General features: G+C 73.3%; 17 protein-coding genes. 7 read left to right on the top strand and 10 right to left on the bottom strand.

The genetic code is table 11. From position 1 onward, the window contains the following. Positions 1–19 precede the first annotated feature (19 nt). The 5 genes from OV079_RS21510 to OV079_RS21490 all read right to left on the bottom strand — a co-directional run bounded on the left by OV079_RS21510 (position 20) and on the right by OV079_RS21490 (position 4,744). Complete coding sequence (locus OV079_RS21510; protein ID WP_267770735.1) at positions 20–1,036, bottom strand: hypothetical protein; 1,017 nt, start codon at positions 1,034–1,036, stop codon at positions 20–22. Between the two features lie 180 nt (positions 1,037–1,216). Continuing rightward, positions 1,217–1,339: a hypothetical protein gene (locus tag OV079_RS21505; RefSeq protein ID WP_267770734.1), complete on the bottom strand. Its 123-nt coding sequence runs from the start codon at positions 1,337–1,339 to the stop codon at positions 1,217–1,219. Positions 1,340–1,349: 10 nt separating this feature from the next. After that, complete coding sequence (locus OV079_RS21500; RefSeq protein WP_267770733.1) at positions 1,350–2,234, bottom strand: hypothetical protein; 885 nt, start codon at positions 2,232–2,234, stop codon at positions 1,350–1,352. 497 nt (positions 2,235–2,731) lie between these two features. Beyond that, positions 2,732–3,523, bottom strand: coding sequence for a hypothetical protein (locus tag OV079_RS21495; RefSeq protein ID WP_267770732.1), 792 nt, complete (start codon positions 3,521–3,523; stop codon positions 2,732–2,734). 33 nt (positions 3,524–3,556) lie between these two features. Further along, positions 3,557–4,744 carry an AsmA family protein gene (locus tag OV079_RS21490; RefSeq protein WP_267770731.1) on the bottom strand — a complete coding sequence of 396 codons (1,188 nt, stop codon included), beginning with the start codon at positions 4,742–4,744 and terminating at the stop codon, positions 3,557–3,559. A 587-nt stretch (positions 4,745–5,331) separates the two neighbouring features. On the opposite strand from OV079_RS21490, the gene OV079_RS21485 reads away from it, so the two are divergent. Next, the gene (locus tag OV079_RS21485; protein WP_267770730.1) at positions 5,332–5,892 is read left to right on the top strand and encodes a hypothetical protein; all 561 of its coding nucleotides are present in this window, start codon (positions 5,332–5,334) and stop codon (positions 5,890–5,892) included. Positions 5,893–5,897: 5 nt separating this feature from the next. On the opposite strand, the gene OV079_RS21480 is transcribed toward OV079_RS21485, so the two are convergent. The 3 genes from OV079_RS21480 to OV079_RS21470 all read right to left on the bottom strand — a co-directional run bounded on the left by OV079_RS21480 (position 5,898) and on the right by OV079_RS21470 (position 8,896). Further along, positions 5,898–6,158, bottom strand: a complete 261-nt coding sequence (locus OV079_RS21480; protein WP_267770729.1) for a hypothetical protein — start codon at positions 6,156–6,158, stop codon at positions 5,898–5,900. Positions 6,159–6,352: 194 nt separating this feature from the next. Further along, a complete protein-coding gene (locus tag OV079_RS21475) occupies positions 6,353–7,006 on the bottom strand; it encodes a hypothetical protein (RefSeq protein ID WP_267770728.1) in 654 nt (217 codons plus the stop codon). Between the two features lie 102 nt (positions 7,007–7,108). Continuing rightward, positions 7,109–8,896 (bottom strand): CFI-box-CTERM domain-containing protein, encoded by a 1,788-nt coding sequence (locus OV079_RS21470; RefSeq protein WP_267770727.1) that lies wholly within the window; start codon positions 8,894–8,896, stop codon positions 7,109–7,111. A 308-nt stretch (positions 8,897–9,204) separates the two neighbouring features. Here OV079_RS21470 and OV079_RS21465 point away from each other — a divergent pair, with 308 nt between their 5' ends. From OV079_RS21465 to OV079_RS21450, 4 genes are all read left to right on the top strand, one after another. Next, positions 9,205–10,644: a hypothetical protein gene (locus OV079_RS21465; protein WP_267770726.1), complete on the top strand. Its 1,440-nt coding sequence runs from the start codon at positions 9,205–9,207 to the stop codon at positions 10,642–10,644. 97 nt (positions 10,645–10,741) lie between these two features. Further along, entirely contained in the window at positions 10,742–11,725 is a 984-nt protein-coding gene (locus tag OV079_RS21460) for an expansin EXLX1 family cellulose-binding protein (protein ID WP_267770725.1), read from the top strand. 286 nt (positions 11,726–12,011) lie between these two features. After that, complete coding sequence (locus OV079_RS21455) at positions 12,012–13,319, top strand: hypothetical protein (RefSeq protein ID WP_267770724.1); 1,308 nt, start codon at positions 12,012–12,014, stop codon at positions 13,317–13,319. A 342-nt stretch (positions 13,320–13,661) separates the two neighbouring features. Then, a complete protein-coding gene (locus OV079_RS21450; protein ID WP_267770723.1) occupies positions 13,662–14,855 on the top strand; it encodes a hypothetical protein in 1,194 nt (397 codons plus the stop codon). 3 nt (positions 14,856–14,858) lie between these two features. Here the strand turns inward: OV079_RS21450 and OV079_RS21445 are convergent, their stop codons facing one another. Continuing rightward, on the bottom strand, positions 14,859–16,595 hold the full coding sequence (locus tag OV079_RS21445) for a sensor histidine kinase (protein ID WP_267770722.1): 1,737 nt from the start codon (positions 16,593–16,595) through the stop codon (positions 14,859–14,861). A 183-nt stretch (positions 16,596–16,778) separates the two neighbouring features. Beyond that, the gene (locus tag OV079_RS21440; RefSeq protein WP_267770721.1) at positions 16,779–17,102 is read right to left on the bottom strand and encodes a hypothetical protein; all 324 of its coding nucleotides are present in this window, start codon (positions 17,100–17,102) and stop codon (positions 16,779–16,781) included. Between the two features lie 325 nt (positions 17,103–17,427). Here OV079_RS21440 and OV079_RS21435 point away from each other — a divergent pair, with 325 nt between their 5' ends. Together OV079_RS21435 and OV079_RS21430 are read left to right on the top strand one after the other, a co-directional pair. Continuing rightward, positions 17,428–18,504 carry a diacylglycerol kinase family protein gene (locus OV079_RS21435; protein ID WP_267770720.1) on the top strand — a complete coding sequence of 359 codons (1,077 nt, stop codon included), beginning with the start codon at positions 17,428–17,430 and terminating at the stop codon, positions 18,502–18,504. Positions 18,505–18,695: 191 nt separating this feature from the next. Then, positions 18,696–20,282 carry a DNA polymerase IV gene (locus OV079_RS21430; RefSeq protein WP_267770719.1) on the top strand — a complete coding sequence of 529 codons (1,587 nt, stop codon included), beginning with the start codon at positions 18,696–18,698 and terminating at the stop codon, positions 20,280–20,282. Positions 20,283–20,383: the final 101 nt, after the last annotated feature.

Here is a 20,383-nt window from a genome sequence, read left to right as displayed (position 1 = left end):
CTTCGCCGACGTGAGCCGATCACGGGACGAATCGCCGCCAGTCCTGCCCCGGGGTCGGGCACAGCTCGAAGGTCGTCGCCTCCCACGAGAACGCGTGCAGGCGGCAACCCAGGCGGGCGATCGTCAGCAGCGGCGTGAACGGGTCGTCGAGGTCGCGGTAGGGGTGACCGACGACCTCGGGGCGGAGATTCACCATGTGCCCGCAGTGGCGCGCCCGATCGGGGTCCCGCACCCTCGCGTCGTGCTCGCGGGCGAGGCGCCAGGCCAGCGCGCCGAGGGTCAGCGTCTCGAGCTCGCCCCACCCCGAGCAATGACTCCCCGGCAGGCCGAGGCGCTCGTGGTGCTTCGCGTCGCCGAGGTCGTGGACGACCTGGGTGGCGGTCAGCGTCAGCATGCGCAGTCGCGAGGCCTCGCTGCGGGGCCGCCACAACCGCCACACCGCCGCGCGCTGCGGAGATCCTCGGCCGTGCGCGGCGAGGCGGTCCAGCGCGTGCGTCGGCTGACCCAGCGCGTCGAACGCCCGGACCGCCCGCGCGCCGAGCTCCTCGCAGCGTCGCATCGACGGCAGCGCCGCGGCGAAGCGCACCGCGTCCTCGATCGAACCCGGGTGCGCCAGGCCGCGGGCCTTCGGCGAGCCGGGGTCGGGATCGATGGCGATCTGCGGGGCCTGGTCGCGCGTGCGGGCGTGCAGCCGCTCGCGCTCGAGCCGCGGGTGGCCGCGGACGTGGAACCGCCGCGCGACGCCGTCGCCGAGGCGCCCCCAGGCCTCCGCGAGCGCCTCCGTCTGGCGGGCCGCGAGGATCGCCGGAGCGCTGTCGCGATCTTCCGCGCATGCGCGCCAGACCTCGCCCGCGCGTCGGCGGTGAAGGTCGGCGACGCGCCGATACAGCGTGGCCAGCCGTTCAGGCGCGTCGAGGCGGGAGCGCAGGGGATGAATGGGCCAGCGGCCGGTTCGCATGGCCTGCTGCAGCTGCGCGAAGGACATGGCGACGACCTCGCCGAGCAGGTCCGTCGCGCTCGGCAGGTCGTCCGTCATGCGCTGGTTATAACACCCGCAGCGCGCGCTCCCGGGGGAACACGAGGCCACGGCGAACGCCTCCCGAGCGGTCGAGCGCGGCTTTACGGGGGGTCGTCGCAGCGATGGTCGTCTCGCGATGCGACGCGCGGCCGGCCTTCGCAGATCCGGGTCGCCGATCACGCTCCGCTGCGCGGGCGCTCAGGCCGGGACGCAGGCGCCGCTTCGCGGGTCGCACACCTGATCGTTCGGGCAGGCGTTCGGCTGCTCGGGGTCGCAGTTCTGCTGGCAGAAGGTGCTCGAGCGTGCGGCCGGTGTCGTCACGCTGGGGCGGTCACAGGTCGGAATCGGGGATGTCGGGTGGGTCGTCCGGGATGGGTTCGGGGCCGTCGAACAGCTGGCAGGGGATCGGCAGGAAGGGGTCGAGGGTCGAGAACGCGGGGCCCTGGTAGCTGTAGAAGTTGCCGTCGTACTTCACCCAGGCGTCGCCGAGCGAGGGCACGGCCAGGCCGCCGAGGTCCTGGAGCTGCGACAGGCCGCCGGCGGCGTAATGGAGGTGCAGCACCATCTGAAAGTTGGGGTTGTCCTCGAACGCCTGCAGCGTGTTGCACAGGAACGGCTGGATCGGGACGCCGAGGCCGATGACGAGCGAGGTCGGGTCGCCGTCGAGCGCGGCGACGCTGGTGGCGACGAGCGGCCCGGTGCTCTGGTAATAGCAAGAGGGGCCGTAGTAGCAATAATAGTCGTACGGCGGCTCGTAGTAGCAGGGCGGCGGCGGGTCCGGCGAGCAGTACTGCTCGAGGTTGTAGTAGCGCGGATCGATGAGGGTGGTGCTCGGCTGGCCGCCGTAGTCGCCGAGGTAGGCCTGGGCGATGCTGAGGCGGAAGCGCTTGGGGTTGACGGTCTCGACCGGCGCGAGCGGCTCGGTGAAGCTGAGCTGCAGGGTCGAGGCGTCGAGCAGCTTGACGCCGAGCAGCGCCGGCGGCACGTCGACGGGCGGCGGGTCGGGCGGCGGCGGGTCGGGCGGCGGCAGCGGGAGCGTCGGATCGGGCGGGAAGGGCGGTCCGGTGGGATCGTCGGTGGTCGGCGCGTCGGTCGTGGTGCCGGTGTCCGTGTCCGTGTCCGTGTCGCCCTTGCCGCCGCCCTGACAGGCGCCGAGGACCAGCGCGCCGCTGGCGATGGCGGCGTGTACGAGCCGGCTGAAGCGTAGTCCAAGCATGCGCCGAGGGTACGCGCGCCGTCTCAACGCGCCGAGGTCGGCGCCTGTGGACGCTCGCGGGATCGACCTGTCCTTCGGGTCATCCCCACCGATCCATGGCGCGGGCGATCTCAAGCGCAGTGTCGGCGCCCTCGTGGGCCCTGGCGGCGCCGCGCAGCAATAGCGCGACCAGCAGGGGGTGCTCGACCGCAGGCAAGGCGGCCGGGCCGACGAGGAAATAGGTGAGGGTGCGGACCAGGAACGCCGTGCCGCCGCTGCGCTCGCGCTCGGCCCGGTCGGCCAGCGCCTCCAGGCCGCGCAGCGCCGCGGCCCGCAGCGGCTCGAGGTCGCGGCCGGCGAAGGCCTCGCGGCTCGGCGGCCAGGGCCCGTCACCGGGTCGGTGGGTACGCAGGGCCGAAGCTCGGGGAAGAAGACGAGCTCGGGCACGGCCCGCAGCACGACCTCCACGTCCTCGTCGTCGGCCGGCGGCGGCGAGCCGGGGTGCAGCGCGGGGTGCATCAGAACAGGGTGCAGGGGATCGGCAGGAACGGGTTGAAATTGCTGAACGGGGCCGCGTTCAGATAATTGTAGTAGTTGTTGTTCGGGTCCTTGACCCACGCGTCGGCGAGCGACGGCAGCGGCAGGCCGGCCATGTCGGTGATCTGCGCCAGGCCGCCGCTGGCGTAGTGGAGGTGCAGCACGAAGTCGATGAGCGGGTCCTCGGGCGCCTGGAGGATGTTGCACAGCGACGGCTGGATCGGGGCGGTCAGCGACAGGATCACCTGCGTCGGATCGGCGTAGTGGTTGAACACGTCGGCGACCGCGATCGGCAGCGGCTGATAATAACAGCCGCCGTAATAGCAGTAGTACGGCTGCGGATCGTAGTAGCAGCCGGGCGGCGGCGGCGGGCAGTACTCGACGAGGTTGTAGTATTGCAGGTCGCGCAAATAGGTGGCAGGTTGGCCGCCGTAGTTGCCGAAGTAGCCGCGCGCGAGGCTGAGGCGGAAGCGCTTGGGGTTGACGGTGTCGACCGGCGCGATCGCCTCAGTGAAGCTGAGCTGCAGCGTGAAGGCGTCGATCATCGTCACGGCCGCGAGGGCCGGGGGCGTGATGTCGCCGGGCGGAGGCGGCGGGGGCGGCGGAAAGCCCGTGGTCGGGTCGGGATCGTTGGTCGTGTCGGTGTCGCCGGTGTCGGTCTCGGACTCGGTCCCGGTCTCGGTGTCACCGGGCGCGTCGGGGCAGGCGCCGAGGAGCAGCGCGCCGCTGGCGATGGCGGCGTGGACCAGTCGGCTGAAGCGTAGGCCAAGCATGGGGCTCAGCGTACGCCCGACCTTTCGGACAGGTCAACGTTGCCGCGCGTGCAGCCGCTGGTGGGCGGCGTCGAGGGCTCTGGAGCCGAGGCCCAGCAGGTTCATGTCGCCCTCGTCGAGGCCCAGCTTGCGGCCGAGCTGGAGGTTGTATTCGTGGACGCCGAGGTCCCACAGGCCGACCTGCGCCGCCGTGGCCACGCCCCGCAGGCGGCTGCGCTCGAGCTCGAGCTCGAACTGGAGCTGCAGGCGGGCGCCCAGGTGCGAAAACGCGGCGGCGATCCGCTGGATCGCGGTGCGTCGGTCGCCGGCCGGCGGCGAGACGCGGAAGCCGGCGAGGTCGAGGTCGACGCGCAGCCGCAGCGGGTCGCCGTCGGGCTCGACGCAGGTGACGCCGATGTCGAGGCTGCCGTCGCGCAGCCATCGTCCGACCGCGCCCAGGCCGACCGCGCCCTGCGGCGCGAGCGGGACGTCGCGGACGGTCCAGCTGCCCGGCTCGGCGAGGAAGGCGTTGCCGCGGGCGCGGCCGCGGGCGCGCGTGTGACACAGGACATCGACGAGGGCGTACTCGCTGCGCAGCGGCGCGATCTCGAGGTGCTCGAGCGCCAGCGGCAGCACGCGCGTGGTCGGTGCCGCCGCCAGGTCTTCGAATTCGATGGCGAGGTCGTCGACGACCAGCCGCTCGATCACGAAGCCGCGACCGCCCGGCTGGCCGACGCCGAGCGCCCGGTTGCGGACGATGCCGCCGCGCACGCCGTGCAATTGCAGCTCCGTGATCGGGACCTCGCGCTCGAGCAATCGCAGCATCGCGATGTCGATGTCGAGGCGGCCGATCGAGAGGGCGAGGTCGGCGCCGTTGCGATGACGGATGGTCACGCCCTCGAGGTGCACGTGGCCGGTGAAGATGTTGCCGCGCGCGCGCTCGAAGCACACGTCGACGCCGGAGGTCCGCTCGACCTGGTCGAGCAGCAGCCGCAGGCCGGGCTCGTAGAGGACGAGGTCGACGAACACGAGGGTGGTGAGCACGAGGCCGAGGACGCCGGTCAGCGTCCACACGGCGCGTCGCCACCAGCGCAGCAGGCGGGTCGGCCGCTGGCGGCTGCGCCACAGCACGAGGTAGCCCGCGCCCAGCAGGGCCGCCCCGACCAGCTCGAACAGCAGGGCCGCCGCCACCAGCAGCGGCACTGCCATGAGCTCGGCGACGACGATGAGCAGGGCCTCCACGCCCGTGGGATTCTCGCACCGGTCGCTGCCGCTGCAAACGCGGCCAGGGGGCCCCACGGGCGCGAAATGTGGGGGTCTGTGAACGTTGGCCAGGCGGACGAACCCCCGGGGCGACCGCCGACCACGTGCTCGGGCCTTCAGGTGCGGGCGCCGGCGCAGGTCCCAAAGGACAGGTCACGCGTGGCCGGCGCCGTGTGGGCCCCGGCACGGAGAGACCGGAGTTTCGCGCGGCTTCGGGACGGTCGCAGCGGGCGGCCCGCGGGGCGCGGCAGGTCCGGCGCGCCCGCTGCCGGCGCGCCGCCGAGCCCTCGCGCGGGCGCCCGTGCGAGTGTCCGCGTGAGGACGACCGCGAGCTCGCGCGCCGGATCGATCTCGTGCGGGGCAGGGTTCGAGGTCGCTCGCGACCGGCCGACGCGAGGCAGCGCTCGCCTGTCTTCACGGACAGGTGAGCGCGCCGGCCCGGCCCATCGCGGCGGGCTCGGCGGCGGGAAGCGGGATGTCCCGAGGGACATGTCCCCGGAGACGGCCGCGGCCCCCACCCGCGACGGCGCTGGCGAGCGCGGGCGCGGGTGCGTATCGTGGCGGGCATGACGCTTGATCTCAAGATTCACGGCACGGCGCCGCTCCTCGTCCTGGTCGCCGCGCTCGCGGCGTGCGGGCCCGGCAAGCCGGGGACGACCGACACGACCGACACGGGCACGTCCACGGAGCCGGCCGCCACCGGCACCGACACCGACCCGGGCACGACCGCTGCGACGCTGACCGAGCCGACGCCGACGACCACCGGCGGCGACGCCCCGGCCCTGTGCGCCGAGGCGAGGACGGAGGCCGACTGCATGGCGGCGACCGAGATGGACGAGGACCTGGGCCTCCGCTGCCGCTGGGCCGAGGTCCAGCGGTTCGAGGCGACCGACGGAGGCGACGGCTGCGGCTTCCAACCGGCCGGCGGGGTGTGCGTGCTGGCCAGCTCCGAGGAGGGCGGGGCCGGTTGCTTCGGCTTCTGGCGCGACCTCGGGCCAGGCATGATCGAGTTCGCCGAATGGGGCTGCGGGACGCCGCAGTCCGACGAGTGGCAGGGCTGCTTCGACGTGCCCATGGACAGCCCGGGCTTCGCGGCCTGCCTGTGCAAGAACGGCGGCGGCGAGTAGCGCCGTCAGCCGGTGCTGCCGCCGGTCGAACCGCCGCCGGTCGAGCCGCTGGTGGTGTCGGGCTCGTAGGCGGGGCAGGCGTCGGGGTCGGGCGGGTCCTCGACGCAGCCGTGACCCTCGGCGACGCAGGGCGAGCAGTAGGGCCGCGCGGGGCTGTTCTCGGCGCACCAGGCGTCGCTCTGGACGTCGCGGTGGACGCAGTGGTCGGAGTTGGGGATCCGGCACGCGCCCGCGGCGAAGGCGAGCAAGAGACAGACTCGTCTCATGGGCCAGGTTCGCGGGTGCGCCGGGCCGGGAACGCGCGGAGATGTCTCATGGGACAGGTTCATGGACGCGCGATCGCCGAGGATGCCAGGACATGTCTCATGGGACAGGCTGCGCGGCGCCGGGCCGGGAATGAGCGGAGATGTCCCATGGGACATGTGCCGGGGCGCCGCCGCGGGGAATGAGCGGACGTGTCTCATGGGACAGGCGCCGCGGCGCGCAGGCGCTGGGCCAGTCGGCCGGCCTTGCGCGCCGCGAGCAGGGTGAGGAGCCAGGTGGCGGCCAGACCGGCGCCGACGGCCAGGAAGGCGGCCCCGGCGGGCCGGTAGGTGACGAGCGAGGTGGGATCCGCGGGGTCGACCGCGATCGGGCGCGCCAGCAAGGCGACGCCGGCGACGAGCGAGCCGACGCCGAGGCCGCCGGCCACGCCGCCGAGGATCAGCAGGCGACGACAGGCGCCCGAGCCGTGACACAGCCGACCGCCCGGGGCCGGCGCCGGACCCTCGACGCCGGCGGCGACCGGGACGGGCGGGCTGGCCGGCGGGACGACCTCGGTCGGCCTGTCGGAAGGGACAGGCGCCGAGGCAGGCCCGGGCATGCCGGGCGTGGCGAGGCCGGGCGCGGTCGCCGTCGGGGTGCGCGCGCCGGGGCCGACCGGGGCGTTCGGACCGGCGGCTCCGTTGGTCGGCGCAGCGCCGGCGGTCGGCGCGGCGCCGGTGGCCGGCGGGGCCGCGCCGCTCGTCACGGCCGGGCCGCCGGCCGGGCCTGCCGGCGCGCCGTTGGATCCGGCCGGGCCGCGGTGGGCGCCGGCGGTCGCCGGCAGCGGGCCGGAGGCTGTCTCCGGGGACATGTTGACTGCGACAGGTTCCCATGGACCTGGCGCAGGGGACATGTTCTCGGGGGCAGCCGGGCCGACGGCCAGGGCGAGCGCGGCGAGGGCCGCGGCGAGGGGCTAGCCGCCATGGCCGGGCTGCGCGGAGGCGCGGGTGGCCAGGCTCGCGGCGTCGGCGACCGGCTGGAGGACGACGCGCGCGAGGCCGCGGAGCAGCGGCTCGTGCTGGATGACGCGGGCCAGCGGCGGGCTGTAGGCGTAGTAGAAGCGGACCAGGTCGACGCCGGTGGCCGAGGTCTTGAGGTAGGCGTCGCGGAACGAGCGCAGCGCGGCGACCTGGGCGGCCCACGGGGCGCCCCAGGCGGCGGTGGCGACGAAGCAGAAGCTGTCGACGGTCTGGAACTCCTGCGCCTCGGTGGTGATCTCGCCGCCGACGATCGGGCTGCGGCTGGTGCACTTGTCCTCGTACACGACCGCGAACTGGTAGGTGTAGTCGCCCCACAGCTCGCCGATCTCGAGCGTCACGAGGCCCTCGGCGGCCCCGAGCTCGGCGGCGCTGAAGGTCTTGAGGAAGGCCGCGCCGAGCAGCTCGTCGGTGAGCGGGTTGTCGCCGGTGATGTGATAGACGTGGATCTTCGTCAGCTCGAAGTCGGGGTCCTGCGCCGGCATGCGGAAGCTGAGCTGCACGCGGTCGAACGACATGCCGGCGAGCGCGAGGTCGTCGATCGGGGCGAGCGGCTTCAGCTGGCTGCACTGGCCCCAGCCGCCGCTGTCGTCGCCGGTGTCGTCGCCGCCGGTGCCGGGCTCGCTGGTGGCGCCGTCGCTGTCGGAGTCGCTGCTGGCGCCGGTGCCGTCGCCGGTGTCGGTGCCGCCGTCGCTGGTGGTGCCGCCGCCCTCCTTGCCGTACGAGAACACGCCCCAGCGGAAGGTGTCGCCGTTCTTGGTCATGACCCGCAGGCGGTCGGCACCGCTGCCGCCCTCCTCGCTCAGCTTGCCGTCGGCGGGGTGCAGCGAGCCGGTGGCGCCGTTCCAGTCGCCGTAGCCGAGGTACTGCGTGGTGCCGACGAAGGCCCGCTCGCGCGGGTCGAATTCGACCTTGTAGACCACCGAGGGCTGGCCGAGGAACTCGATGCCGTAGTTCTCGAGGCGCGTGTCGACGAAGTGGTCGTCCTCGCGGTCGTAGTCGAAGTTGGCGTTCTCGTCGCGCTCGAGGTTGACCTCGACGTAGGCGGTCAGCGGGCCCTTGGCCAGCACCTCGGGCGCCAGCAGCAAGGTGGTGAACTCGGCCATGTCGCCGACCGGGGTGGCGGCGGTGACCGCGTCGAGGTCGTTGATGTCGGCGTACTGCTTGGCGTCCTCGTGGTCGGCGTTCGGCTCGAACTCGACGAGGTCGTTGCGCGGCGGGTAGAACACCTGGTTGCCCTTGGGGTCGAAGCGGCCCTTGTCGGACTGGAACACCTTGGGCGAGGGGCAGGTCTTGGTGTCGACCGAGATGGTCTCGTGCTCGGAGTCGGTCAGCGGCCGGCAGTAATAGTTCTCGGCGGAGCTGCTGTTCTCGTGCCAGCCGAGCGACTCGAGGTCGGCCGGGTTGTCGTCGTGGAAGATGATCCGCGGGTACTTCTTGCCGCGCCGGTGCGACCACACCGGCAGCACGTTCTGCCGCGGCCCGTACGGCGCGCGCCAGCTCGAGACGAAGTTCCACACGCCGGGCCGGTTGCCGATGCCGTACTTGCCCGTCGCCTGTGTGACGAGGACGTCTTGCACAAAGTTGCCGTCCTGGTCCTCGAGCCAGATCGCCATCTGGACCTCGGGCACCGGGGTGTAGTGGAACTCGACGAGGATCGGCTCCTCGGCGGCCGCCTCGCGCGCCGGGCCGAACACCCCGGCCAGCACGGCGAGTCCGCTCAAGACAGTCCAGTGACGCAAGCCAGGCACCGCGGCAGCATATCACGCCGCCTCGCCGGCCCCGCCGCCCGGGCCTGGAGCCGCAGACGGGCCGGCGAGGGCGCCGCAGGAGTGTTCGCGCGCTGCGCGCAGGTCGCCGCCTGCGCCGCTTTCGGGCCGATAACTGGCGGTCCGGGCGCGAGTGCGCCAGATCACCGCTGCATGCGCGGACGGACCGTAGAGTAGGAATCGTCGTGGCTCGCGGATCTTCCCATCGCCCCGGTCGCACGGACGCGCGGCGCCGCGTGTCGCCCCGCAGATCGTGCCAGCGCATGGCGGGGGCGGTCCTGGCCGGCGTGGCGACGCTGACCTGCGGGCCGCGGCCGGGCACCGAGGCCGCCGTGCCGGCGCTCGGGAGCCAGAGCCAGCTGCCCGGCGGGCCGCCGCCGCCGCGCGCCGGGCTGAGCTTGCCGAGCCTGGCGGTGGCCTGGTCGCCGCCGACGCTGACGGCCGGCGACAGCGAGGCGCTGGCCGAGGCGCTGACGGCCTCGCCCGCGGTCGAGGTGCTGCTCGGCCCCGGCCTGGCCGGCTGGGACGCGCGCCTCGGCCCGGCGCTGCAGGCCCTAAGCCCCAGAGTGCGGGTCACCAGCGTGCACCAGGCCGAGCAGGCGGCGATCGTGGCCCGGCCCGACGCGCTGACGGCCGCGCGCGAGCCGGGCTCCGGCCGCCCGCGCTACCGCGCCGAGGGGATCGAGCTGCAAGAGACCTGGCTGCGAAGACATGACCCGAGCGCCAGGTCGATCGTCAGCGTCGACGCGGCGCCGATCGACCTGGCGGCCTGGAAGGCGCTGCCGGCCGCGCGCGTCGGCGGCTGCGAGCCGGCGATCCGGGCGCTGGCGGAGGGCCAGGAGCAGGGCCTGGCCCAGCTCGAGGGCTTCCTGAACCACGCCGACGCGCTGCTGTGGCGGTTCTACAGCGCGGAGCTGGCGGCGTTCGTGCCGGAGATCCACGCGGAGCTGCGGGCCTTCGCCGACGCCGAGGCGCCGACCGAACCTGACGCGAAGGCCAGGTACGAGTGCGGCCGCGCCTACTGGCAGCACGTGCAGCCGTACGCGGCCTGCACGTCGGCCGACCGCTGCGCCGTGGCCCCGCGGGTGGTGCTGTCGGCCGGCGGGGCCCGGGTGGCCGCGCCCGAGCCGCAGCTGGCGCTGTCCGACCGCTGTCCGATGCTGGTCGGCCGCGACTACCCGGGCGAGCTGCGCCAGCTCGGCCTCGACGCCGCCGAGGCCGCGACCGCGGCGCTCGATCGCGACTGGTCGACGCTGGCCGACCGCCTCGGCGCGGTGGCCGAGGTCCATGCTGTCCTCGAGGACATCTGCACGCCCCGCCGCTGGCGCTTCGCCGCGGCCGACCTGAACGAGGCCCGCGGCCGCCTGGGCCGCGTCGGCGACCTGCTCGCCAGCCCCGAGCTGGCCGCGCCGCAGGCGGGCTGGCGCGTCGAGGCGGCCGACCTGTTCGTGCCCGGCGCGGGGCCGATGCGCCAGCTGGCCCGCTTCGACCCGGGCCCGGCCGCGGTCAACCACACGATCGGGGCGGAGGCCCGGGCGCTGCGCGAGTTCGTGCTGTCCCGCGCGCAATGTCGTGCAGGACATGACCCAAGGCCCATGTCGGTGCTGGTCGCCGACGCCGAGTCCGGCCGCGCGCGCTTCTTCGGCTACCTCTACGCCGAAGAGCTGGTGTGCGGCGACCTGCCGCCGCTCGGGCGCGAGTGAGCGCGAGCCGCCAGAGCCCCCAGGTGGGGCGCGAGAGGCCCAGGGGCGGGCCCGCCCGGCGTTGACAGGCCGCGCGCGTCGGGGGCATGTCAGACGGATGCGCGGGCGATGGTTCGAGACGGCGGCGATCTTGTTGTGTGCAGCGTGCCCCGGCGAGAGCGGCGAGACCGAGGCGTCGACGGCGAGCAGCGGTGCGTCAAGCGCGGGGCCGACCGGCAGCCCGGGCAGCGAGGGCCCGGCCGGGCCGAGCTCCGGCGACGCCCCGACGAGCGCGGGGCCGACGAGCGGCGAGACGAGCAGCGGGCCGACGAGCGGCGAGACGAGCGGCGAGACGAGCGGTGGACCGACGAGCGGCGAGACGAGCAGCGGACCGACGAGCGGCGAGACGAGCACCGCGACGACGGGGAGCGAGACCGCGGGCGAGACGAGCCGCGGGCCCGGTACGAGCGAGACGACCGGCGGCGGCCAGGCGTGCGAGGGCGCGGACCACGAGGGCAAGGCGACCTACTACGCGGCCGACGGCAGCGGCAACTGCAGCTTCGACGCGAACCCCGGCGACGACATGGTCGCGGCGATGAACACGCCCGATTACATGGCCTCGGCGGTGTGCGGGGCGTGCGTGCAGATCGACGGACCGGACGGCCAGATCGTGGTCCGGATCGTCGACCGCTGCCCGGAGTGCCAGTCGGGCCACATCGACCTCGACGAGGACGCTTTCCCGATGATCGCCGACAAGGACCTCGGGGTCGTGCCGATCACCTGGCGCTACGTGTCCTGCGAGCTGAACGGGCCGGTCGTCTACCACTTCAAGGAAGGCAGCAACCAGTGGTGGACGGCCGTGCAGATCCGCAACCACCGCAATCCGATCGCCAAGCTCGAGTTCAAAAATGAGGACGACGCCTGGCAGGAGGTCGCGCGCCTCGAATACAACTACTTCGTGGCGGAGGCGGGGATGGGGCCCGGGCCGTACGCGTTCCGCGTGACCGACGTGCACGGCAATGTGCTCGAGGACGCGGGCGTCCCGTTCGTCGAGGCCGGCGACTCGCCCGGGGCGGGGCAGTTCCCGGCCTGCGCGCCGTGAGATGTGCGGAGGGACATGTCGATACGAGCATGTTCAATAGGGCATGTTTGAAAAGACCTGTCATTGTCTCCGCGCTTCGGACGTGCCCGGTGGCCGCGCTTCGCAGGAGCGAGGGTCGAGCGAGCCGGCGCGGCGCATCGCCGCTTCGGCGGCCGCAGGGGACCGGGCCTGATCGCTCCGCGAGCGGAGGACCCGAGGCCGCCTCGATCGAGCGCCTGGCGGAAATAGGCGCCAGTTTCTGGAGGTAGGTCCGGCCATGAGAAACGCTCATGGGATGATGGGATGGTTGTTGCTGGCTTCCGCGTGTCCGGCCGGGCCGCTCGCGCCGGCGCCGGAGACCGAGTCCGACGGCACTTCGGAGCCGACGGCGAGCACGACCGAGCCGTCCGAGACCGCCGGGCCGGGCCCGACGACGACGACGGTCGAGCCGACGAGCACCACGGCGACGGAGCCCGCGGCGCCGTGTCCCGACGGCGACCTCGACGAGGGCGAGGCGTGCGACGACGGCAACGACGTCAACGGCGACGGCTGCAACCGCGACTGTCAGCCCTCGGCCGAGCTGCTGTTCGAGTTTCACCCCGCCACGCGCGGCTCGGACGAGGTGGAGGCGGTGGCGGTGAACGCCGACGGGAGCATCCTCGCGGGCGGTCGTGCGCCCGGACTCACGCCCTGGGCTGCTCGATTCGACGAGACCCTCGAGATGGAGTGGTCGCAGCAGTACGGCGAAGCCAGGGGCTTGATCACTGGAATCGCTACGTCCGCGGGTGGCGCCTACGTCGCGGGCAGCGTGTTCACCGACGGCGACGGGCACGACGTCTGGCTGGCGCGCATCGATCCGGGCGGCGCCGTCGTGTGGGAGGCGACGTTCGGCAGCGGCTTCGGCGACGATTACGTGACCGACGCGGCGGTCGTCGACGGCGACGAATTGATCGTGACCGGCTTCGCGTCCGACGAGGACGGGCTCACCGATCTGTGGACGCGCCGGTACGCGGCCGACGGGGCGGAGCTGTGGACGAGCCGGGTGCCGATGGGCGTCAAGTTCACGATCTGGCCGCTGGGCCCCGGCGTGGTGGTCACGCCCGAGCACGCGGTGGCCAACTGGGCGCGGCCCAAGGACGGGGTGTTTCCCGAGTGGCTCGTCGCCCTGCCGCTCACCGGCGGGGAACCGAGCTGGACGGTCGAGTATCCGGGCGGCGGCGGGACCATCTACGCGCTGGCCCGCGAGCCCGGCGGCGACCTGATCCTGGCCGGCAAGCAAGGCGAGGCATTGATGGTGCGCCGGGTGACGAGCACCGGCGAAGGCGTGTGGTCGAGCGACGCGTGCACGGGGATGAACGGCCGCGACGTGGCGATCGACAGCCAGGGCGACGTCGTCGTCATCGGCGACGGCCCGGGCGGGACCGCGACCAACATTCGCCTGTGCAAGTTCACCTCCGATGGCAAGCTGCGCTGGGGCAAGGACATCGACGGCGGCTTCGGCCCCGACCGCGGGTACACGGTGGCGATCGACGCGTCCGACCGGATCGTCGCCGGCGGCGCGATGATGTCGGAGGTGCTGGTCGACGATCCGTGGCTGGCGATCTTCTCGCCGTAGCGCGGCGAATCACCATATGTCTGAAGAGACATGTGCTGATGGTTCGTCGAGGGCGCCTGTACCACGAGCTCGTCGGCGGGCGGCGCAACGCTGCCGACCTCGGGCACGCAGGGGATGAAGATCTTGTCGGACGGCCTGCGGGATCGGCCGCCTCTCCGCGCAGCCGGACGCGCGGGTCGGGCGGGCCCTGCAGCGGCTCGGCGGGCGACCGCGTGGGGGCCCGGCAGCGGGCGCGCGAGCGGTCGAGGCTGGTCGGTCGCCGGACGCGGGGCCCGCGAGGTCCGGACGCGCGAGGCAGGCGACGCCGGCTCGCGCGCGCGCCGGGCGGTTTATCCTGCCGCGATGATGCGTCCTACCTTGATTGGTTCTCTGCTGCTCGTCGCGGCCTGCGGCGACAGCGTGCAAGCGACTGACTCCGCCGTCAGCGAGGGGGCGACGGCCACGGACACGAGCGACGGCACGACCGCCACTTCGACCCCGACGACGACCGCGCCGACGACGACGACGACCGCGACCGAGGGCGGGCAGACGGACAGCGACACCGGGACGACGACCTCGACGTCGACGACGGATGATTCGACGACGACGACGACGACGAGCGAGACGACGACCACCACCACGACCTCGACGACCGACCCGATCGACACCACCACGTCGACCTCGACGTCGACCACGCAGGCCGAGACGACCACTACCACGACCGACGGCGAGACCACCGCGGAGACCACCGACGGGCCGCCGGCGCCGTGCGAGTGCCCGGACATCGAGGTGCCGCTGGACGACGGGATCTTCGTGCTCTCGGGCGACGCCGAGCTGTGGAAGTACTTCCCCGAGACCAACTCGTTCACGATGCTGGGCGGGCTCGACTGCGGCGGGCTGCTCAGCACGTTCTCGATGGCGGTCGACCGCCAGGGCTTCGCGTGGGTCCAGTTCGTCGGCGGCGAGCTGCGCAAGATCGACGTGACCGACGTGGCGAACTGCGAGGACCCGGGCTACGCGCCGGGGCAGCTCGGGGTCGACAACTTCGGCATGGCGTTCGTGTCGAACAGCCAGTTCGATCAGTGCGACCAGATCTACGGCAACACGTACAGCGGGATCGGTCCGTTCAGCGAGGGCCCGAACATCGGCGACTTCATCGGCATCGACCCGGACTCGCTGCAGCTCTCCAAGCTCGGCAAGACCAACTTCGACGGCGCCGAGCTGACCGGCACCGGCGACGGGCGGGCGTTCGAGTTCGGCGGCACCGGGCCGGCCAAGCTGGTCGAGGTCGACAAGGCCAGCGGCGCGGCGCTCGACGTGCTGCCGCTCGCCGGGCTCGAGATCAACAACGGCGCGTTCGCGTTCGCCTTCTTCGCCGGCGACTTCTACTTCTTCACGGACAGCGACAACGACTTCTTCGCCAGTGAGGTCACGCGCCTCGACTACGACGACAGCGACAACAACGGGATCCAGGACCTCGAGCTGCTGACGAGCGACGCGCCGCTGCTGATCGTCGGCGCCGGGGTGTCGACGTGCGCACCGGTGGCGCCGATGTGACGCTCACGCGCCGGGCGCGGCCGGCAGCTCGACGATAAAGGTCGCGCCCTCGCCCGGGCGGCTGTCGGCGCGGATCGTGCCGCGGTGGGCGTCGACGATCTTGGCGGTGATGTGCAGGCCGAGGCCGAGGCCGCCGAAGTGGTTGAGCGGGACGGCGCGCTGGTAGCGGTCGAACACGCTGCCCACCCGCTCGAGCGGGATGCCGATGCCGTGGTCGCGGACGACCAGGCGGACCGCGCCGTCGTGCGGCTCGACGCGGACCTCGATCGGCGCGCCCTTGCCGAACTTCATCGCGTTGGCCAGGAGGTTGGACACGACGACCTCGAGGCCGGTCTCGTCGCCGTCGATGATGACGCCGTCGCCTGTGTGCAGCTGCAGCTCGCAGCCGGCGCGCGCGAACAGGTCGGCGAAGTCGCAGGTGACCGCGCGGACCAGGACGCCGAGGTCGAGGCGGGTGAATCGCAGCGGCAGCTCGCCGTCGCACTGGCGGGCGGTCATGACGATGAGCTCCGTGAGCCGCGACAGGCGGGTGGTCTGGCGGGCGATGGTGTCGACGGCCCGCTGCGCCGGGGCGGTGGCCGGCGTCGCCTTGCGCAGCAGCTCGACCGCGAGCTGCAGGGAGGTCAGCGGGGTCCGCAGCTCGTGGCCGGCGAGGCTCAGGAAGTCGTCGCGCGCGCCGATCGCCGCCTGCGCCTGGGCGTAGAGCCTGGCGTTCTCGAGCAAGGTGCTGACCTGCTGCGCGTAGGCCTCGGCGAACCGCATGTCCTCGCGGTCGTAGTAGCGGTTGCGCGAGCCGAAGGTGAGCACGCCGGTGACCTCGTCGCGGACGCGCAGCAGCACGGAGAGCAGGCTGCGCACGCGCAGGGCGGTCATCAGCTCGATGTGGCCGTCGACCATGCCGGCCTCGCGCAAGGCCGCCTCGTCGGCCACCGGCAGCAGCAAGGACTGGCGCTCGCGCAGCGCCTGCATGCCGAGCCCGGGGCCGTCGATGTCGGCGCCGTAGCGGGCGCACAGCTCGTCGAGGATCCGCTGGCCCGCCGGCTCGACGTGGGCGGCGGCGATCCGCCAGGCGCGGCGGCCGTCGTAGCCGACCAATGAGCAGATGTCCCCGAGGACAGGTAGGCTGCGGCGCACGACGATCTCGCCGGCCCGCACCGGGTCGAGGGTGTCGGCCAGCGCGCTCGCGGCCTGGACGAGGAAGGCGGCCCGTCGCTCGGACTGCTCGGCGTGGTCGCGCGCGCGCGCCTCGAGCAGGCGCGCGAGGGTCTGGCTCAGCGTCAGCGCGAGCTCGTGGTCGTGCGGGGTCCAGTCGCGCGGAGCGCCGACGTGCTCGTGGCAGAGGATCCCGGCCAGCCGGCCGCGGGCGAACACCGGCACGTCGAGGAGGCCGCGGATCGCGTGCGTGGCGAAGTAGTCGGACAGCGCCCCGAGCCGCGGGTCCTCGCGGACGTCGCGGACCGCCAGCACGTTGACGCTGCGGATCAGCTCGAAGTACTCGGGCGCGCTGCCCTCGGTGACGACGAGGCCGCGCTCGAGCAGCCGCTTGCTGTGGACGTAGCCGAGCTCGCAGGTGATCGCGGTCGGGTCGTCGTGGAAGCTCCAGTAGCTGGCGCGCTCGACGACGAGGAGGTCGCAGCAGATCTCCAGCACCTGCTGCAGCGCGCCGTCCCAGTCGGAATTGCCCATGACGCCGAGTCGCAGCAAGGTGGCGACGACCGAGTCGGTGGGGGTGGACGACATCGCTGGGAGGATGCCGTTCATCGCGCATGCAACAAGTCGGCGGCGGCCGTGCGGCTGACGCACACGTTGCGCGCGTCGATCCGGCCGCTCGCGCCGCAGCCGCCTGGGCGATTCACGGAGGTCGTCGCGGCGGCGAGGCTTTCGGTGCGCAACGGGCGCGAACACGCGCCGCGGCCGACCCGCTCACTCCGCGGTCTTGATGATCGTCTCGGCCAGCGCAGTGAGGCCGCGCCGCGCGACCGTGACGACCTTCGGCGAGCGGCGATCGGTGTAGAGCTGAGAGACCTTGTGGTCGAGCAGGGTGGCTCCCCAGACGACGATGCGGTCGGCCCAGGCGAGGTCGTGCGCGGCGTCGTGGGCGGTGCGGCGGGCGGTGCCGTCGACGAGCCGGAGGTCGATGCGCTTGCCGACGAGGGCCCGCAGCTCGTGGTGCAGCGGCGGCGAGCCGCCGACGACGACGAGGCGATGCCAGTCGCGCCGGGCCATGGCGGCGAGGGCCCGCTCCACGCGCTGCGGTTGGTCGAGCCGCCGCAGAACTCGCACAGGCGGGCCGACGGCGCGTCGAGGTCGACGACGATCCGCCCGTCGGTCGTCGCGGCGGCGCGGCAGTGGGCGCGCGAGCAGGTGCGCACGAACTGCTCGCCGAGGACCTCCTCCACGCGCGCCCGCTTGCCGGCGGCGAGGTTGCGCTTGCCCGGGCGCGTGAGCCCTGCGGCCTCCAGCGCGGCGCGCCCCAGATCGCGCGCCTCGCCGCCGCGAAGCCCGTGCTCGGCCAGGAGCGCGTCGATGTCGAGGTCGCCGCTCACGCCGTGAAGCGTGGCACACTCCCGGGATGAACACCGCAACGCGGCGGACGACGCCGCCCGGGCTCCACTGCCTCGACCCTCATGATGCGCCGGCCGAGCCGCCTGCGCGGGTCGCTCGCCTCGCCGCGCGCAGGAGGACGTCGAAGCCGCGCGCCGCTCTGGTGTGGAATCCGGTCGCCGGCGCAGCCCGCGACGAGCTGCCCGCGGTCGTCAGCGAGCTCGAGCAGACGTACGAGCTGGCGGTGTTCGAGACCAGCCCCGAGCGTGACGCCGACGCGTGCGCGGCGGCGGCGCTGGCGAGCGATCCGTCGCTCGTGATCGCGGCCGGCGGCGACGGTACCGTGTCGCTGGTGGCGTCGCGCCTGATCGGCGGCGAGGTGCCGCTGGCCGTGCTCCCGCGCGGGACCGCCAACAGCTTCGCGCGCGCGCTGTCGATCCCGCTCGACCTCGCGGGCGCGCTCGAGAACGCCTGCAAGGGCCAGCCGCACGCGATCGACACCGCCCGCGCGGCAGGGCGCTCGGTGCTGCTGTTCGCCTCGGTCGGCTTCCACGCGGCCGCGATCGGCGAGACCTCGCGCGAGGCGAAGAACCGCTGGGGCCTGCTGGCTTACATCGCCACCGGGCTGCAGCAGATCGCCGAGCTGGAGCCGTTCTCGCTCGAGCTCGAGACCGAGAGCGAGATCATCCGCTGCAAGGTCACCAACGTGGCGGTGGCCAACCTCGCGCCGCTGCACACCCTGTTCGCCCAGGGGCCGACCGCGGTGTGCGGCGACGACGGGAAGCTCGACGTCACCCTGATCGCGTTCGACGGCCTGGGCTCGGGCATCGGCACCGCGCTGCACCTGTACCGCTCCGGGCTCAGCCAGAACCCGGCGAGCCGCGACGACATCGGCTTTCTGCCGGTGACGCGCGCGACGCTCCGCACCGACCCGCCGCAGCGGGTGCTCATCGACGGCGAGGACGTCGGCGAGACGCCCGTGACCGTGGAGTGCGTGCCCCGCAGCCTGAAGGTGCTGGTGCCTGCGGCGCCGCCGTCGCAGAGCTGCGACGAGCGCAAGCTCGACGGGCTGCCCGAGCTCGAGGTCGAGCCGAAGGCCGAGTGAACCCGAGGGGATGTCCTCGCGGGCATGTTTCCGTGAGCATGTTCTCGGGGGCATGTGCTCCCGGACATGCTCTATGGGGCATGTCGTGAGGGACAGGAGACGCGAGGCGGCGGCCGGCGGCGGCGAGGGCGCCGGGGCGCGCGTTCGCGCGCGGTGACGGGCGAGCGCGGGCGCGCTAGGCTTCGCTCCGCGTGAGCGGCGCGAACGACATGGCCGGCGGTGCCGGGCGGGAAGAGGGCGCGCGGGCCATCCTGCACGTCGACATGGACGCGTTCTTCGCGTCGGTCGAGGTGCGCGAGCAGCCTCAGCTGCGCGGGCTGCCGGTGCTGGTCGGAGGGGCCGGGCGGCGCGGGGTGGTGGCGGCGGCCAGCTACGAGGCGCGCAAGTTCGGCTGCCGCTCGGCCCAGCCGATGGCGGTGGCGCTGCGGCATTGCCCGCAGGCGGTGGTGGTGCCGCCGCGGCACGCGCTGTACGCCGAGGTGTCGCGCTCGGTGTTCGCGGTGTTCGAGCGCTTCTCGCCGCTGGTCGAGGGGCTGTCGATCGACGAGGCGTTCATCGACCTGGCCGGCACCGAGCGGCTGTGGGGGCCGCCGCGCGGGGTGGCCGAGGCGCTGCGGGTGGCGGTGCATCAGGAGGTCGGCCTGACGTGCTCGGTCGGGCTGGCGAGCGTGAAGTTCCTGGCGAAGATCGCCAGCGGCATGCACAAGCCCGACGGGCTGACGGAGATCCCGGCGGGCACCGAGCTCGAGTTCCTGACGCCGCTGCCGATCGGCGAGCTGTGGGGCGTCGGCCCGCGCACGCAGGAGAAGCTGCAGCGCCGCGGGATCCACACGGTCGGCGACCTGCGGCGGCTCGGCGAGGCGGCGCTGGTCGAGATGTTCGGGGCCCACGGGCAGCACATGCACCGGCTCAGCCTCGGGATCGACGAGCGCGCGGTGGTGCCCGACCGCGCGGCCAAGTCGCTCGGGCACGAGGACACCTACGCGGTCGACGTCGTCGGCGTGCCGGCGCTGCGCCGGTGCCTGCTGTCGCAGGCGACGCGGGTGGCCGACCGCCTGGTGGCGCAGGGCCTGAAGGCGCGCTGCGTGTGCCTCAAGATCCGCGACGGCGACTTCGTGACCGAGACGCGGCAGACGACCCTCCCGCGCGCGACCGACGATTACCGCGAGCTCCACGGGGCCGCCTGTCGCCTGCTCGAGGCGGTCGACACCGACGGCCGCGGCTTCCGCCTGACCGGCGTCAGCGTCAGCCAGTTCGAGGCGCCCGAGCGCGAGGTCCAGCTCGACCTGCTGGCGGCCGCGGCTCCGGAGGCTCCTCCGCGCAGCGCGGCGCTGCAGGCGGTGCTGTCGGCGGTGCGCGAGCGCCACGGGCACCAGGCGCTGTTCCCCGCCGAGGCCGGCAGCCAGCGCCGGCTCGGCGACACGGGGGGATCACCCACTCGCGCCAGGCCGAGCCGGGCAAGCGGCGGCGGTGAGCATGTCCGGATGGACATGTCCCCAAGTGCATGTGCGGCGCGAGGGCGCGCGCAAGCGGTGGCGGTGACCATGGCTCGATGGACATGCGCGGCGCGAGGGCGAGCGCAAGCGGTGGCGGTGACCATGGCTCGATGGACATGCGCGGCGCGAGGGCGAGCGCAAGCGGTGGCGGTGACCATGGCTCGATGGACATGCGCGGCGCGAGGGCGAGCGAGCGGCGCCTATGAACATGTCCTTATGGACATGACTCGAAGCGCACGCGCGGCCGGCGATGGTTGGAATGTCTTCATGAACATGTCTTGAGGGACATTCTCGGCGCGGGGCGAGCGCGACGGGCGATGGTGATCATGTCTTTGTAAACATGTCTTGAGAGACATGCGCGGCGCGGAGGCGAGCGCGACCGG

Origin of the sequence: Nannocystis pusilla, from assembly GCF_026626665.1 — a bacterium.
Classification (GTDB): Bacteria; Myxococcota_A; Polyangia; order Nannocystales; family Nannocystaceae; genus Nannocystis; species Nannocystis pusilla.
Note: the sequence above shows the minus strand (reverse complement) of the source record. Positions and strands in the feature narration are given on the sequence as shown.

What these genes read in the sequence shown, in the direction of transcription:
- OV079_RS21510 (WP_267770735.1), bottom strand. Translation starts at nt 1,036, where the DNA reads ATGACGGACGACCTGCCGAGCGCGACGGACCTGCTCGGCGAGGTCGTC.
- OV079_RS21500 (WP_267770733.1), bottom strand. Translation starts at nt 2,234, where the DNA reads ATGCTTGGACTACGCTTCAGCCGGCTCGTACACGCCGCCATCGCCAGC.
- OV079_RS21495 (WP_267770732.1), bottom strand. Translation starts at nt 3,523, where the DNA reads ATGCTTGGCCTACGCTTCAGCCGACTGGTCCACGCCGCCATCGCCAGC.
- OV079_RS21485 (WP_267770730.1), top strand. Translation starts at nt 5,332, where the DNA reads ATGACGCTTGATCTCAAGATTCACGGCACGGCGCCGCTCCTCGTCCTG.
- OV079_RS21480 (WP_267770729.1), bottom strand. Translation starts at nt 6,158, where the DNA reads ATGAGACGAGTCTGTCTCTTGCTCGCCTTCGCCGCGGGCGCGTGCCGG.
- OV079_RS21475 (WP_267770728.1), bottom strand. Translation starts at nt 7,006, where the DNA reads ATGTCCCCGGAGACAGCCTCCGGCCCGCTGCCGGCGACCGCCGGCGCC.
- OV079_RS21465 (WP_267770726.1), top strand. Translation starts at nt 9,205, where the DNA reads ATGGCGGGGGCGGTCCTGGCCGGCGTGGCGACGCTGACCTGCGGGCCG.
- OV079_RS21460 (WP_267770725.1), top strand. Translation starts at nt 10,742, where the DNA reads ATGCGCGGGCGATGGTTCGAGACGGCGGCGATCTTGTTGTGTGCAGCG.
- OV079_RS21450 (WP_267770723.1), top strand. Translation starts at nt 13,662, where the DNA reads ATGATGCGTCCTACCTTGATTGGTTCTCTGCTGCTCGTCGCGGCCTGC.
- OV079_RS21445 (WP_267770722.1), bottom strand. Translation starts at nt 16,595, where the DNA reads ATGTCGTCCACCCCCACCGACTCGGTCGTCGCCACCTTGCTGCGACTC.
- OV079_RS21435 (WP_267770720.1), top strand. Translation starts at nt 17,428, where the DNA reads ATGAACACCGCAACGCGGCGGACGACGCCGCCCGGGCTCCACTGCCTC.